Here is a 13,836-nt window from a genome sequence, read left to right as displayed (position 1 = left end):
TCCGGTGCCGCGCACGTCGACGACGACCTGGGTGTAGCCGCTCTGAATGAGTTTGCGGTCCACGCCGAAGGAGCGCAGGGTGCCGGCGGGCATGGCCTTGGTGATCTCGGTGAGGCCGCCGAGGCCGTAGGCGGACAGGTCGAAGCTCTTGAAGAGCTCGGTCAACGCGTCGGCCAGGACCGGGAAGGTGAGCGCCGAATCCAGCACGTTGCCGACCAGTTTGGTGTACGGGGTGAGGTTGACGATCGTCGGCGTCTTCTCCTCGACCGGCCTGCCCGCGGCGTCGGCCGGACGGTAGATGTTGGCTTTGAGGACGGTGCCGTCGCTCATCGTGATGGGCACATCCCAGTCGATGTGCACATTCGGGTGGGCGCGTGGGCCGTCGTGGGTGGCGGTCCAGTGCGCGCCGAGCGCGCCGCCGTCCGGTTGTGCCTGCCCGGTCTGGGCGGCCACCAGCGCGGCGCTGACCGCGACGATGCTCACCAGGGTGGCTACGGCACTCCGGACGAGACGTCGATGTCTGATCATGTGTCCCCTCATCCCGACAAGAGCGGAACTCCATCGTTCCTGACTCGCGGGTAACCATAGGTTGGATCACATTCGGTGGCAACTATGACCTGGATCTCACCGCTGCCCGGTCGCCGCGGAGAGACGGTGGCGGCCGAGCCCATATCCTGGTCGCATGACCGTGCTGACTGATGGGCCGCCCGATCGGCTGCCTCATGGCCCGCACCGCCTCACCCGCGAGGAAGTCGAGAACTCGCAGTACCGGCGGTTGTGTGCGGCCGCGTTGGAAGCGGTCGGCGAGCTGGGTTACGCGCCGACCACGGTCACCGAGATCGTCGGGCGGGCCCGGGTCGCCCGGCGCACCTTCTATGCCCTGTTCGGCGCCAAGGAGGAATGCTTCGCCGCCGCCTACGACAGCGCGGTCGCCGATTGTCTCGAGCTGCTCGCCGAGACGATCACGCTCGGCGCCGACACCCCGATCGCCGAACGGGTACACACCTCGTTCCGGGTGTTCCTGGAAATCCTGGCCGCCCGGCCGGCCGCGACGCGCGCGCTCTACATCGAGATCCTCGCCGCCGGACCGGCGTTGGTCGAGCATCGCGCACGAGTCCATCAGCTGTTCGCCGAGCACATCCTTGCGGTCGGGCGGCTCGGCGTGCAGCGCGGTGAGGTTCCCGTCGATCCGGATCCCGCGCTGATCGACATGCTGCTCGGCGGGATCAACGAACGGATCGTCGCCTGCCTGTACGAGCGCGGTGCCGAGCGTTTGCCGGAACTGGCGCCGCTGTTCACCAGGACCGCACTCATCCTGTGCGGCGCCGAGCGGCCCGGCGCGGGTTCAGCGGAATCCGAGCAGGCTTAGCCAACCGGTCAACTGCAGGTCGAACACCTCGGTCCGGTCGGTGAAGGTGCCGTGGCCGTACATGTCGAAGACGTCGAAGCTGACCGCGCCGAACAGCGCGCTCCACAGCACCAACGCCCGGGCCAGCAGCCAGTCGGGGATGTCGATGCCGAATTCGGTTCGGATGCGTGCGAAATCGCCGAGGGTGGCCGTGGAAATCGATTCGGTCTCGGCGGGCTCGCGCAGGGCCGCGTCGCGGTGCGCGGCTTCGACCAGGCGCAGCAGCGTCGCGATGACGCGGGTGCCCGGCGCGACGGTCTGTTCGGCCGGCGCCGCGTAGCCCGGCACCGGGGTGCCGAAAAGCAGTCCGTACCAGGCAGGTTCGGCCAGGCCCCAGTCACGGACGGCGTGGGCGGCGGCACGCAGCCGCGTGGCCGGATCGGCGGATGCTGCCGCGACCGCGGCGTCGACGGCGTCACCGAGCGCGTCGTAACCGTCGACCACCAGCAGAGTCAGCAGTTCGTCGCGGCTGCGGACGTAGCGGTAGACCGCCGAGGAGACCACGCCGAGTTCGCGGGCGACCGCGCGCAGCGAGAGAGCGGCCGCCCCCTCGGTGGCCAGCTGGGCGCGCGCGATGCGTTTGATGTCATCCATCGTCTGGGCGCGGGCACGGGCCCTCGGTGTGGTCATGGTGTCACCCTGAATCACTACCGAGAGCGATGTCAACAACAGTGATCACCGCTCCCCCACGCTTCGGCGCGGGATTCAACGTCCGGATTCGTCGAGCTCGGCGACCGCGCGTTCGATCTCGTCGGCCAGTGTGGCGCCGCCGACTTCCCAGGCCGCGGCGCGGAAGCGGTCACGGAACCGGCTCAGGTCGCTGCCGATGCCCTCGCCGCCGTAGCTGGTCGCGGCGGCGTCGCGGAAGGTGCGCACCATTTCGTCGGCCAGCTCGGCGATGCGTGCCCGGATCAGTTTGCGTAGCGCGCCGCTGAGGGTGACGTCGGTGCCGACGTCGTAGAGGATCAGCGCGCCCTTGAGCATGGGCAGGTCCGGGATCGCCCAGTTCTCGCCATGCCGTTCCAGGTATTGGGCGGCCAGCAGTTCGTCGAGGATGTCGGGACGACGATCGCCGAGCAGTTCGGTGAGCTCGTCGTCATCGAGGACGGCGGATTGGTCGGAATGCCCGGGTTTGCGCGGGTCGAAGACCGCACGCCAGTCGCTCGCGCCCGCACCGGCGTCGCTGGCGAAGACCTCGCGGATCGCGTCCAGCCGCAGGCCGCGGGCTTGCATGGCGAGAATGTCGCGCAGCCGGTCGAGGTGTTCGGTGCGGTAGAGCGCCTCTTTGCCGACTCGCTCGGGTTTGGGGAGCAAACCGAGCGAGTGGTAGTAGCGGATCGTTCGCGCCGGGACGCCGCTCAGTTCGGCCAGCTGGGTGCGGCTGTATCGGGACACGCGACCAGCATAGATACCAAGCGCACCCTTCGTTGACAGTTCCAACTGTCGTCATTAGCGTAACCGGCGTCACTGCCGACGCCCACCGAGGAGTTTCCCCATGTCTGAGCAAGCGACGGACTACGACGTCCTCATCGTCGGGTCCGGGTTCGGCGGCAGCGTCACGGCGCTGCGACTGGTGGAGAAGGGGTACAAGGTCGCCGTCATCGAGGCCGGCCGCCGCTTCGCCGACGACGAGCTGCCCAAGACGAGCTGGGATCTGCGCAAGTTCCTGTGGGCACCTAAGCTCGGCTGCTACGGCATCCAGCGCATCCACCCGCTGCGCGATGTGCTGATTCTCGGCGGCGCCGGTGTCGGCGGCGGATCGCTCAACTACGCCAACACCCTGTATGTGCCGCCGGAGCCGTTCTTCCAGGACGCCCAGTGGCGCGACATCACCGACTGGCGCGACGAGCTGACCCCGTACTACGAGCAGGCGCAGAAAATGCTCGGCGTCGTCCGCAACCCGCACATGACCCCGGCCGACGAGGTGTTCAAGCAGGTCGCCGAGGACATGGGCGTCGGTGACACCTTCGTGCAGACACCGGTCGGGGTGTTCTTCGGCGAACCCGGTAAGACGGTGGAGGATCCGTACTTCGGTGGTGTCGGACCCGAGCGCACCGGATGCCTGGAATGCGGCGACTGCATGGTCGGCTGCAAGTACGGCGCCAAGAACACCTTGGTGAAGAACTACCTCTACCTCGCGGAAAAGGCGGGCGCGCAGGTCATTCCGATGACGACCGTCACCGCGTTGCGCCCGCAGCCGGACGGCACCTGGGAAGTGGCGACCGAACGCACCGGCGCCTGGGTGCGCAAGAGCCCGGCCACCTATACGGCGGGCAATGTGGTGCTCGCGGCGGGCACCCTCGGCACCCAGAAGCTACTGCACGCCATGCGCGATCAGGGCGTGCTGCCCGATCTGTCCGAACGGCTGGGCGTGCTCACCCGCACGAATTCGGAGTCCATCGTCGGCGCGGCCACCAAGAAGGTGATCCCCGGCCAGGACTTCACCAAGGGCGTGGCGATCACCTCTTCGATCCACCCCACCCCCGACACCCATATCGAGCCGGTGCGTTACGGCAAGGGCTCCAACTCGATGGGCCTGTTGCAGACATTGATGGTCGACGGCGGCGGCCGCATCCCGCGCTGGCTGCGTTTCCTCGGCATCGCGCTGCGCCACCCGTTGACGTTGCTGAGCTTCCTGAGTGTGCGCAACTGGAGTGAGCGCACCATCATCTCGCTGGTCATGCAACATCTGGACAACTCGATCACCACCTACACCAAGCGCGGGCTCTTCGGTCGCAAGCTCACCTCCAAACAGGGGCACGGCCAACCGAACCCGACCTGGATTCCGGCCGGCAACGACGTCACCCGCCGTGTGGCCGACAAGATCGGCGGTGTCGCGGGCGGCACCTGGGGCGAGGTGTTCAACATCCCGCTCACCGCGCACTTCCTCGGCGGTGCGGCCATCGGCGCCGACCGCGAATCCGGGGTGATCGACGCCTACCACCGCGTCTACGGCTACCCGACACTGAGCGTCGTCGACGGCGCGGCCGTGTCGGCCAACCTCGGCGTCAATCCGTCGCTGACCATCACCGCCCAGGCCGAGCGCGCCGCCGCCTACTGGCCCAACAAGGGCGAGCAGGATCTGCGGCCGGATCAGAACACCCCGTATCAGCGCATCGCACCCGTCGCGCCGCGTAACCCGGTCGTCCCGGCGCATGCCCCCACCGCGCTGAAGCTGCCGACCGTGCCGAACCGCCGCTCCGACAGCACCCCCGCGGCAGGCTGATCGCTGGTCTCGTCGTGCCCCCGTCGGCGTCTCGCCGGCGGGGGCACCGCGTATCCGGCGACGTCGGCGGCGGATCGGCCCACGATGGGCGGAATCGGGCCCGGTGACCATCGCGTGCTCGTATGTTTGCCTTACACAGTGAGATCGGAGATGGACAGTGGGTACAGGTGAGGTCGCTGCGGACTATGTGATCGTCGGGGCGGGGTCGGCGGGCGCGGCGCTGGCCGCTCGGCTCAGCGACGATCCCGATACCACGGTGCTGCTGCTGGAGGCGGGGCCGCAGGACAAGAACAAATTCATTCATATCCCGGCGGGGTTCGCGAAGCTGTTCCGCAGCGAGGTCGACTGGGATTACCTGACCGAACCGCAACCGGAACTCGACGGCCGCCAGATCTATTGGCCGCGCGGCAAAACCTTCGGCGGATCGTCGTCGATGAACGCGATGATGTGGGTGCGCGGATTCCGCGCCGACTACGACGAGTGGGCGCTGCTGGCGGGCGAGGACTGGAGCTTCGCCAAGGTCGTCGAACAGTACCGGCGCATCGAGAACGTCGAAGGCGCCCAATACCCCGACGAAGGCACCGACGGTCCGCTGCACATCGCCCATCAGCGCAGCCCACGTCGATCGACCGCCGCTTACCTGGAGGCGGTGCGCGAATGCGGTTTCACCGTGGAGCCGCCCAACCGGCCCGCGCCGGAGGGTTTCAGCCAGACGATGGTGACCCAGCGCGGCGGCAGGCGCTGGAGCACCGCCGACGCCTATCTGCGTCCGGCGCTGCGCAGGCCGAACCTGATCGTGCGCGCCGAAGCGCTGGCCACCCGTGTGCTCTTCGACGGAACCCGGGCCACCGGTGTGAAATTCCGGCAGGGCCAGACCACGGTCACCGCGACCGCCCGCCGCGAGGTGGTGTTGTGTGGTGGCGCGATCAACACCCCGCAGCTGCTCATGCTGTCCGGTATCGGCGACCGGGAGGAATTGAGCCGCCACGGCATCGAGACCGTGTACCACGCGCCCGAGGTCGGCGCGAACCTGCAAGATCATCTGGTGGCGGCGGTCGGCTACGGAGTGGAATCGGATTCGCTGTTCGGGGCCGAGAAACCACGTCAGCTGCTGGATTATCTGCTGCGCCACCGCGGCATGCTCACCTCCAACGTCGGCGAGGCGTACGGCTTCCTGCGCAGCGACCCCGAGCTGGAGCTGCCCGACCTGGAGCTGATCTTCGCACCTGCCCCGTTCTTCCATGAAGGGCTGGTCGATCCCACCGAGCACGGTGTGGTGCTGGCGACGGTGCTGCTGCGCCCGCACAGCCGTGGCCGGATCAGCCTGGCCTCCAAGGATCCGGCCGCCAAACCGATCATCGACCCGGGCTATCTGTCCGATGCCGAGGGCGCGGACCGGGCCGCGATCATGTCCGGGCTGCGTACCTGTGTGCGGCTGGCCGAGTCGCCCGCCCTGAAATCGGTCCTCGGGCCCATCATCTACCCGCCGCAGCCGCCCGCCGATATCGAGCAGACCCTGGAGCTGTCGCTCAACCGCTACTCCCACACCCTCTATCACCCGGCCGGCACCTGCCGGATGGGCTCCGATTCGGCCAGCGTCGTCACCCCGCAGCTGGAAGTACGTGGTGTTCAGGGCTTGCGGGTGGCCGATGCGTCGGTGATGCCGGTGCTGGTGCGCGGGCACACGCACGCGCCGTCGGTGCTGATCGGTGAGCAGGCGGCGACATTCATCGAGCGCGGCGCTCGCAGCTGAGCCGGGCGGCCTGTCCTCGATCGTGGTGCCGAGCCCGATCGGGGGCCGGCCGCACTCGGCTCACCACGGTTGCGGCGTGGGTAGTTCGCCTCGGTTACCGTCGGCGAGCGCGGGTTTCAGCGTGCGGGAACCCGCGCGAAGCCGAGCGGTGGGGTGGGGTCGCGGTCCGGGCGCACCACCGGCCGGAAGTCCGGGTGGTTGAGCAGCATGCCCGCGTTGCGCGCCGCGTAGCAACGCACCAGCGGCAACGCCCGCGCCACCTCGGCCCGTTCCACCGGCTCGGGATCGACGAACCCGATGGAATCCAGGCGCAGTCCGAGCGTGTGGCTGATCCGGACGATGGCCGAGGACTTTCGGCCCCAGCCGATCTCGACGACCGAGAACATCTCGTGCAGCCCGTGCCTGCGCAACATCTGCGTGGTGCGGGTTCGATCGCCGCGGCTCGCGACTGCATGCCACATGCCGCGTTCGCTCAGGACCCGCAGCGTGCGCAGGGCGGACCGGTCCAACGCGCCGGCCGTGCCGTCGTAGACGACGCCGTCCCACAGCGTGTTGTCCAGTTCCCAGACAAGACATCGCAGTGCCGGTTGCATCTCGACGCCCCTATCGGTCTCGTATCGCTTTACCGCGCCGAACACGGCAGGCGGGTCCAGCACACCATCCAGCGCACGGCACTGGCCGGGCAAGACCCAGCTTTCCCGGGCCGACGCGGCCGCCGACGATGCTACCCATACCGATCACCCGACGACCACTCGTGCGTGCGGCGTCATCGCGGCAGCCCGAGGCCCTCGGCCAGCACCGGCCACGAGTCCTTCATCGCCTGCTGCCAATACCCCCATGAATGGGTGCCGGTGGGCTGGAAGTCGAAGGTGGCCGGGATGCCCAGCTGATGCAGCCGGTCGCGCAGATTGTGTGTGCACCAGTTGACCGCGGCCTCGATCAACCCGCCGAGCACCAGCTGGTTGGCGAAACCGCGCGGGCCCGGCTGCATATGGGTGCCGTTGTACACATCGAACATGCCGGGAATTCCGGTGCCGGTGGAAATGAACAGCTTCAGCCCGCGCAGTCCCTCGGCGTTGACATACGGGTCGTTGGCCGCCCACATCGGATCTCCCGGCGGGCCGTACATGTTGTCGGTGTCGCCACCACCCCAGGACTCCACCGCCATCTTCACGAACTGCTGCCCGATCGGATCGCTGATCTGCGCGCACCCGCTGTAGGCCGCGACCGCGCGGTACAGGCCGGGTTTGGCGATCGGCAGTTGCAATACCGAGGTACCCGAGGTCGACAGCCCGGCGATCGCATTGACACCGGTGGTGCCGAATTCGGCGTCGATCAACGGCGGCAGTTCTTCGGTGAGGAACGTCTTCCATTTGTACACACCGAGTTTCGGGTCCCGCGCCCGCCAATCGGTGTAGTAGCTCCACCGCCCGCCGACCGGCTGCACCACGTTGACGTCCTTGTCGGCCAGGAACCGCAGCACATCGGTGTTCTTCTGCCAGGTGGCGCTGTCCTGCCCGCCGCCACCGCCGTTGAGCAGGTACAATGTCGGCCGCGTTACCGACCTGTCGGCGGGCCGCTGCACATTCACCATGATGTCGGTATCCATCGACGCCGAATGCACCCGCACCTGCACCGTGCGGTCGTCGACCTCCCAGGACCCGGTGATCTCCGATGCCGGCTCGGCGGTCGCGCTGGGCGCCACCGCAGCCGCGCACGGCGCCGCAGCCAGCATCGCGATCGCGATCGCGAGCATGCGCCCCCGCGTCCGGCGGGCTATTCCAGATCCGATCATGAGACGCAAAGCTCCTGTCCTGGGCGGCGCTCGGTTCCGTCCAGCTGGTCGTCGACTGCTGGTGAATCACCAAACTAGAACTCGCCCAGCGCTTCACCGGGCGAACAAGATCGGATCTGGACACCTCACCAACGTCGGCGTTCACCCCTAGAGACACAACACAATCCGGCGTCGTCCTCCCTGCGCCGCCCGAGGTGCACGCGCCCCGCAGCGCCGCGGCGACTGCACCGCACGGCGCGGCCCGGCCCAGGGCAGGTCAGGCGAGCTACTCCCGAGCGAGCGCGGCGTCGACAGCGGATTCGGGACTGCTCGCGATGATCCCGGCGTCGACACGTTCTCCGTGAGCGTCGAGAACCTGCCACCCGCCCAACGTCACTACTCTGACTGCGCCACGCCGGTTCGCGAGCGCCAGCTCCGACAACGTCCCCCACGAGCCGCCGATGACGATGATCGCGTCGGCGGACCAGACCAGGATGGCGTTACGCGCCTGGCCCATATTCGTGTACAGGACAGCCGACAAGCCCTCGCACGCGCCCTCCCGGTCCGTATCCGGCCGAACCCCGATCACCAGCCCGCCGGCCTCCGAGGCCCCTTCGGCCACCGCAGCCATCACCCCACCGCCGCCCCCGCACAGCACGGTCGCACCGGCTTCCGCCAGCAACCTGCCGACCACACGCGCATTCGCGGCTTCCTCTGCGGTGCAGTCATGCGGTCCGCACACAGCTACCTGGATCGAGGGCATCGTCACTCCTTGCGTTTCGGCCGTCCGGCGTCACCGCCCACTGGGCAGCAGCGGCGCTACGCATATGCTCCAGCACCATCGCCGATGAGGAGGCAGGCACCGACCGCGACCGCCCCCTGGTTGTCCGTACATCGATCGGGTACAGCCACGACAAGTAGTCCCTATCCGTGAGGAGATGTGATGGAACGGTCTCGTGGCTTTCTGATGCGTTCGACGGTGGCGGCTGCCGCGGTGGCGGCGGGTGCGGTGCTGGCGGGGTGTGGGGATGATGATGGGTCCGATCCGGCGCCCCGGACTCCGGACCTGCCGACGATCACCATGACCACCCAGGGGGCGACGACCTCGCCCGAGGGGGACGAGGACACCGTGACCCCGCAGGCGGCGCAGCAGCTGTGCGACATGATCGAGCCCGAACTCGACAACTGGCGTGACCAGGGCTCCACCGTGGCCAAGGTGAGCTTCAACGGCACCGTGCAGAATTGGGCCGCGCGCAATGAGGGGCTCAACGACGAGGTGATCCGCGACAATTCGATCGTCGACACCGTGACCACCCAGACCTGCCCGGATGTGCGTCAACAGGCCATCGACATTCTGGAGGTGCCTGATCTGGCCTCGGCACTGGCCGGCTGGGACAACTGACACCGAGGCAGCCGGGCGTCATCGTGGCGGCTGCGCCTCGGCCGAATCCGGGAGCGCGGTGTCGGCGCCGAGGCCCTTGTCCTGGGCAGCGGCCCTGATCGCGTCCACCACCAACAGCAGCGCCTCGCGCCGCGCCGTGGTGGTGCGGTAGGCCAGCGATACCGTGCGGGTCAGGATGTCGCCGAGCGCGACGATGTCGACGCCGGGCGGCCGCAAGGCAAGGCCGAGGTCGGACACCAGGGTGACGCCGAGTCCGGCGGCGACCATCGCCATGGCGGTGGCCTGCTCCTCGACCTCGTGGTCGATCCGCGGCGCCACACCGGCCGATTGGAACGCCAACCGGACCGCGTGCCCGAAGTGCGACCGGGCCGGGGCCAGAATCCACGGGTGTTCGGCCAGCTCGGCCAAGGTCACGCTGGTCGCGGGGACGGCACCGGCCGGCACCGCGGCGTACAGCCGCTCCACCGCGATGACCGCGCGTTCGAGGCCGCCGTCCCACGCCATCGGGTAATTGGAATAGTCGAGCACGAACGACAGATCGAGCGCGCCGTCGCGCACGGCCGCGGCGGTCGACTCCGGGGCGAGTTCACGGGTGCGCACCAGAATCCCGGGGTGGGTGCGCGCGAGGGCGTTGAGCGCGTCGGGTAGCAGGCCGGAGGCCACCGACGCCCACACCCCGGCGGTGAGTTTCGCCGTCACCGATTCGGCCGCGTCCTCGAGCGCCTGGGTGGCGCGCTCGACCGAAGCCAGGATCTCTTCGGCATGCTCGGCCAGCAGTACCCCCTGATCGGTGAGCTGGACCCGCCGTCCCCGCCGCTCCAGCAGCCGGGTACCGACGTCGCGTTCGAGCTGCGCCAGCTGTTGCGACACCGCCGACGCGGTGTAGTGCAGCGCTGACGCGGCCGCGGTCACCGTGCCGCGGCGGTGCAGCTCACGCAACATCCGCAGGCGCGCCAGCGACAGATCCATGTCACCGAGCCTAAGCGTTCCCCACCTCGGCGGCGCTGTACAGCAACAGTGAACACAGCCGTGAACCAACCGTAAATAGACGCACGAACCTGTGCGAATGCACGCTGGGCAGCAGAGGTCGTACCCGAATCGGGTGGTCTCGAAACCGGACCGGAGAGTGCGCGACGCGGCGTCTTCCTGACGGCCGGCACGAGCACGAACAGGGAGGTGTCCGCCATGACGACGATGCACGAACCGGTAGGTGGTCCCGCGCAGGCCAGCGATGCCGGGGCCCTCGCTGCGCCGCAACCCGCCGCCGCTGTCCGCCGGAGCGAACCGTATCTGCGCCTGCACTGGACCGATGCGCCCACCGGCGCCACCGGGTATCTGGTCGTGCACACCCTGCGCGCCGGGCTGGCCACCGGCGGCACCCGGATGCGTCCGGGGTGCACGATGAGCGAAGTGGAAGACCTGGCGCGCGGGATGGCGGCCAAGACCGCCACTTTCGACCTTCCGGTCGGCGGAGCCAAGGGCGGCATCGACTTCGACCCCAAGGATCCGCGAGCGGTCGAGGTGCTGGAACGATACTGCGAGGCGATGCGTCCGTGGCTGGACGCGCATTGGGTCACCGCGGAGGATCTCGGTGTTCCGCAGCATCTGATCGACGAGGTGTTCGACAGGCTCGGGCTCGGTCAGAGCTATCACGCCGCGATCCGTCGCGCCGCCGATCCGGCCGCCACGCTGGCCCGGGTGCGCCGGGGACTCGACGCGGCGGTCGAGGGAGGTTTCCTGCTCGGTGATGTGATCGGCGGATACGGCGTCGCGCACGCCTGCCTGGCGGCAGCTGTCTGGTGGGGGCAGGCGCCGACTCGGACGACGGTGGCGATCCAGGGCATCGGCACCATGGGCGGGGCCGCGGCCTACTACCTGCACGAGGCCGGGATGACGGTCACCGCCGTCGCCGATGCCGCGGGCACGCTCTACCGCGCCGACGGTCTCGACATCCCCACGCTGCTCGCGCTGCGCGACGGCTACGGCGAGATCGACCGGGCCCGGCTACCCGAGGGCATCGAGCAGTTGCCGCGCACCGCGATCTTGTCTTGCGACACCGACATTCTGGTGCCCGCGGCCATCTCCTACGCGATCACTCCGGACAATTCCTTCGGGGTCCGGGCCCGCATCGTCGTCGAGGCCGCGAACGCGGCCACCACACCGGAAGCCGAGGCCATGCTCGCCGCGCGCGGTATTCCGGTGGTGCCGGATTTCGTCGCCAATGCCGGCGCCGTGGCCTGGGCGTGGTGGCTGTTGCTCGGTGAGGTCGACGATGACCCGGACACCTCTTTCGACCGGCTGCGCACCATCATGCACACGAAGGTCGCCCAACTCCTGGCCGCGTGGGCCGAACAGGGCCTCACCCCGCGCGAGGCCGGGCAGCGGTGGGCCGACGACCCGGCCCCGGTCCAGGGGCCGGTGGTCATCCCCTGACCGGCGCCGAAGGCGGTCATCGGTGACAGCTGCGGGCATGCACCGGTCTGGCGTGATCGACGCCGGCGGGTATTCCCGGGCCGCCATGCCGATCGCCGTCATCGGTGATCGGCTGCGATCGGCACGTGAATCGGTCGGCCGGCCTCGCGGGGTCAGTACCGAGACGGCGAGCAAGGATTCCCGAGGCCCGACCCGGTGGCCAGATCACAGATGCCGCTGGTGAGCATCTGGAACGGGGTGATTCCGAGCAGCACGATGATGCCGATGATGTCGCCTTGCTGCGCAAGGACTCCGGCCGATCGCGCCGCCGAGGAGCCGGCGTCGAGCATGGACGATCCGGTACCCGCTTCGGCCACGGGCGTGACCGATGCGGCAGCTCCTGGGTCGGCACTCGCACCGGCCGCGGCGCCGACCAGGGACGCCGCCGCGAGTGAGGCGGCGGCACAACGGAGGGAATTACGCACTGTCGCGCTCCTTGTTCGATGAATCGGATGGTCAGCGATGGGGTTTGGTCATATCGCGGTTCATGGTGGGGATTTCGATGCTGATCGGCATCCGCAGTTCGGACAGGTAGGTCAGGGCACCCTTGCGCAGGAATTCGTCGAACAGCCAGTACACCTCCGCCGTCGGCGGGGCCACGGTCAGCACACCCTCGCGCACCGCGATGAACGGACCCCAGCTGAGGCGCAGCAGCGGATCCCAGACCGGTTCTCGGGGAATGGCCAGCCCGTCGGCGATTCGGTCGCCGAGCAGGAACCGGGTGAACGAACCGAGCACCGGCTTGCTGAGGATGGCGAAATCGACATTGGCGCCGAGCCCGAGCAGCCGGTCGGCCAGCCGCGCCCCTTCCGGGGTAGCCGCCAGGATCGGGTCGAGGACTTGTGCCGCTTGGGAATTGGCCTCCGGCCAGGAATTGGGGATGTATTCGTCGCGGATACCGAGCATGTGCCCGGCGACCTGCCAGGAATGCAGAAATGCCTCCGATTCGTGCGGCGGGATCGGCACTTTCCAATTGGTCAGGTGCTTCATGACGGTCGTCGGCAGACTGTGCCAGGTCACCATCATGTCGTTCTGACTGATCGGGATGTCTTCTTCCGCCGACTGCACCCAGTGCGGGGATTGCGGTAGCAGATGCCGCACCGCCGCGTGTACCAGCCGGGTCTTCACGCAGGTGACGACCATTTCCCCGTCCGGGGCGTATGCGTTGTTGCTGCCGATGTCGTAGCCGAGTTTGGCGGTCTTGGTGATGCGGTCTTTCAGGTCGTGGCCGCCTTTGGAGTAATACACCGCGCGAGCTTCCTTCGGGATGACGGTGCTCATCATGCCGCTGGCGAACCCGTAGAGCACACCGAGGTAGAGGCCGCGCTTCTTGTTGAACTCGATCGCGGTGTTCAGCTTCGCGGGATCGGTCCAGTGCGGCATCTGCCGGGCGTACTCCATGAAGTCGCGCAGTTGCGGCGGCAACCCGTCGGGCAGCGGCTGACCGTTTCTGGTCCAGGTACGCAGTAATTCGTTGACCCTGGGGACTTCGCCACGGTCGATCAGTCCGGCGACCAGCTCGTCGGCCTCGGGATCCCACACCGTCATCGGGTCGGCTCCGGTCCCGGACCCGGCCACCGAACCGTTGGGCGACCACGTCCAGGGTTCGGCACGCGCGGGCGAGACCACCGCCATGGCGCCGATCGCGCCCAGAATGCCCCCGGCCTTCAACGCGTTACGCCTGTTGATTGCATCCATGACGTCTACTCCTCATCGAGTACAAGAAGATCCCGATCATGCGGAGCGCGGCCCGGTCGCCACCTCCGCGCCCTTGCGGAATACTCATTAACTTAACAGGGCG

14 protein-coding genes are annotated in these 13,836 nt (G+C 68.3%); 5 read left to right on the top strand and 9 right to left on the bottom strand.

Features of this window, described 5'->3' with window-relative positions; translation table 11 throughout:
* On the bottom strand, positions 1–528 hold a 528-nt coding region (locus RJ05_RS11695; RefSeq protein WP_303621235.1), incomplete at its 3' end, for a CocE/NonD family hydrolase.
* A gap of 154 nt (positions 529–682) precedes the next feature.
* On the opposite strand from RJ05_RS11695, the gene RJ05_RS29335 reads away from it, so the two are divergent.
* Entirely contained in the window at positions 683–1,369 is a 687-nt protein-coding gene (locus RJ05_RS29335) for a TetR/AcrR family transcriptional regulator (protein ID WP_051016445.1), read from the top strand.
* Here the strand turns inward: RJ05_RS29335 and RJ05_RS11685 are convergent.
* Positions 1,346–2,038, bottom strand: a complete 693-nt coding sequence (locus RJ05_RS11685; protein WP_036536771.1) for a TetR/AcrR family transcriptional regulator — start codon at positions 2,036–2,038, stop codon at positions 1,346–1,348. The genes RJ05_RS29335 and RJ05_RS11685 overlap by 24 nt on opposite strands.
* A 75-nt stretch (positions 2,039–2,113) precedes the next feature.
* A complete protein-coding gene (locus tag RJ05_RS11680) occupies positions 2,114–2,803 on the bottom strand; it encodes a MerR family transcriptional regulator (protein WP_036536748.1) in 690 nt (229 codons plus the stop codon).
* A 100-nt stretch (positions 2,804–2,903) separates the two neighbouring features.
* Between RJ05_RS11680 and RJ05_RS11675 the strand changes: the two genes are divergently transcribed.
* Positions 2,904–4,634: a GMC oxidoreductase gene (locus tag RJ05_RS11675; protein WP_036536746.1), complete on the top strand. Its 1,731-nt coding sequence runs from the start codon at positions 2,904–2,906 to the stop codon at positions 4,632–4,634.
* A 157-nt stretch (positions 4,635–4,791) separates the two neighbouring features.
* Positions 4,792–6,387 carry a GMC family oxidoreductase gene (locus tag RJ05_RS11670; RefSeq protein WP_036536744.1) on the top strand — a complete coding sequence of 532 codons (1,596 nt, stop codon included), beginning with the start codon at positions 4,792–4,794 and terminating at the stop codon, positions 6,385–6,387.
* A 116-nt stretch (positions 6,388–6,503) separates the two neighbouring features.
* On the opposite strand, the gene RJ05_RS11665 is transcribed toward RJ05_RS11670, so the two are convergent.
* The 3 genes from RJ05_RS11665 to RJ05_RS11655 all read right to left on the bottom strand — a co-directional run bounded on the left by RJ05_RS11665 (position 6,504) and on the right by RJ05_RS11655 (position 8,924).
* Complete coding sequence (locus tag RJ05_RS11665) at positions 6,504–6,980, bottom strand: HAD-IIIC family phosphatase (RefSeq protein ID WP_036536743.1); 477 nt, start codon at positions 6,978–6,980, stop codon at positions 6,504–6,506.
* Positions 6,981–7,153: 173 nt separating this feature from the next.
* Positions 7,154–8,143: an alpha/beta hydrolase gene (locus tag RJ05_RS11660; RefSeq protein WP_051016444.1), complete on the bottom strand. Its 990-nt coding sequence runs from the start codon at positions 8,141–8,143 to the stop codon at positions 7,154–7,156.
* Positions 8,144–8,447: 304 nt separating this feature from the next.
* Entirely contained in the window at positions 8,448–8,924 is a 477-nt protein-coding gene (locus RJ05_RS11655; protein ID WP_036536769.1) for an SLOG cluster 4 domain-containing protein, read from the bottom strand.
* A gap of 180 nt (positions 8,925–9,104) precedes the next feature.
* On the opposite strand from RJ05_RS11655, the gene RJ05_RS11650 reads away from it, so the two are divergent.
* On the top strand, positions 9,105–9,563 hold the full coding sequence (locus RJ05_RS11650; protein ID WP_036536739.1) for a hypothetical protein: 459 nt from the start codon (positions 9,105–9,107) through the stop codon (positions 9,561–9,563).
* A gap of 18 nt (positions 9,564–9,581) precedes the next feature.
* Here the strand turns inward: RJ05_RS11650 and RJ05_RS11645 are convergent, their stop codons facing one another.
* Positions 9,582–10,532 (bottom strand): LysR family transcriptional regulator, encoded by a 951-nt coding sequence (locus RJ05_RS11645; RefSeq protein WP_036536737.1) that lies wholly within the window; start codon positions 10,530–10,532, stop codon positions 9,582–9,584.
* A 216-nt stretch (positions 10,533–10,748) separates the two neighbouring features.
* Between RJ05_RS11645 and RJ05_RS11640 the strand changes: the two genes are divergently transcribed.
* Positions 10,749–11,996, top strand: a complete 1,248-nt coding sequence (locus RJ05_RS11640; RefSeq protein ID WP_211357641.1) for a Glu/Leu/Phe/Val dehydrogenase dimerization domain-containing protein — start codon at positions 10,749–10,751, stop codon at positions 11,994–11,996.
* A 152-nt stretch (positions 11,997–12,148) separates the two neighbouring features.
* Here RJ05_RS11640 and RJ05_RS11635 read toward each other — a convergent pair whose 3' ends face one another.
* Positions 12,149–12,460 (bottom strand): hypothetical protein, encoded by a 312-nt coding sequence (locus RJ05_RS11635; protein ID WP_138445689.1) that lies wholly within the window; start codon positions 12,458–12,460, stop codon positions 12,149–12,151.
* A gap of 31 nt (positions 12,461–12,491) precedes the next feature.
* Positions 12,492–13,733 (bottom strand): oxygenase MpaB family protein, encoded by a 1,242-nt coding sequence (locus tag RJ05_RS11630; RefSeq protein WP_036536733.1) that lies wholly within the window; start codon positions 13,731–13,733, stop codon positions 12,492–12,494.
* Positions 13,734–13,836 lie beyond the last annotated feature (103 nt).

The sequence above is a fragment of the Nocardia cyriacigeorgica NBRC 100375 genome (genome assembly GCF_000308555.1).
GTDB classification, from domain to species: domain Bacteria; phylum Actinomycetota; class Actinomycetes; order Mycobacteriales; family Mycobacteriaceae; genus Nocardia; species Nocardia cyriacigeorgica.
Note: the sequence above shows the minus strand (reverse complement) of the source record. Positions and strands in the feature narration are given on the sequence as shown.

Coding starts and splice junctions, on each gene's coding strand:
- RJ05_RS29335 (WP_051016445.1), top strand. CDS start 683: ATGACCGTGCTGACTGATGGGCCGCCCGATCGGCTGCCTCATGGCCCG.
- RJ05_RS11685 (WP_036536771.1), bottom strand. CDS start 2,038: ATGACCACACCGAGGGCCCGTGCCCGCGCCCAGACGATGGATGACATC.
- RJ05_RS11675 (WP_036536746.1), top strand. CDS start 2,904: ATGTCTGAGCAAGCGACGGACTACGACGTCCTCATCGTCGGGTCCGGG.
- RJ05_RS11665 (WP_036536743.1), bottom strand. CDS start 6,980: ATGCAACCGGCACTGCGATGTCTTGTCTGGGAACTGGACAACACGCTG.
- RJ05_RS11660 (WP_051016444.1), bottom strand. CDS start 8,143: ATGCTCGCGATCGCGATCGCGATGCTGGCTGCGGCGCCGTGCGCGGCT.
- RJ05_RS11655 (WP_036536769.1), bottom strand. CDS start 8,924: ATGCCCTCGATCCAGGTAGCTGTGTGCGGACCGCATGACTGCACCGCA.
- RJ05_RS11650 (WP_036536739.1), top strand. CDS start 9,105: ATGGAACGGTCTCGTGGCTTTCTGATGCGTTCGACGGTGGCGGCTGCC.
- RJ05_RS11645 (WP_036536737.1), bottom strand. CDS start 10,532: ATGGATCTGTCGCTGGCGCGCCTGCGGATGTTGCGTGAGCTGCACCGC.
- RJ05_RS11640 (WP_211357641.1), top strand. CDS start 10,749: ATGACGACGATGCACGAACCGGTAGGTGGTCCCGCGCAGGCCAGCGAT.
- RJ05_RS11630 (WP_036536733.1), bottom strand. CDS start 13,733: ATGGATGCAATCAACAGGCGTAACGCGTTGAAGGCCGGGGGCATTCTG.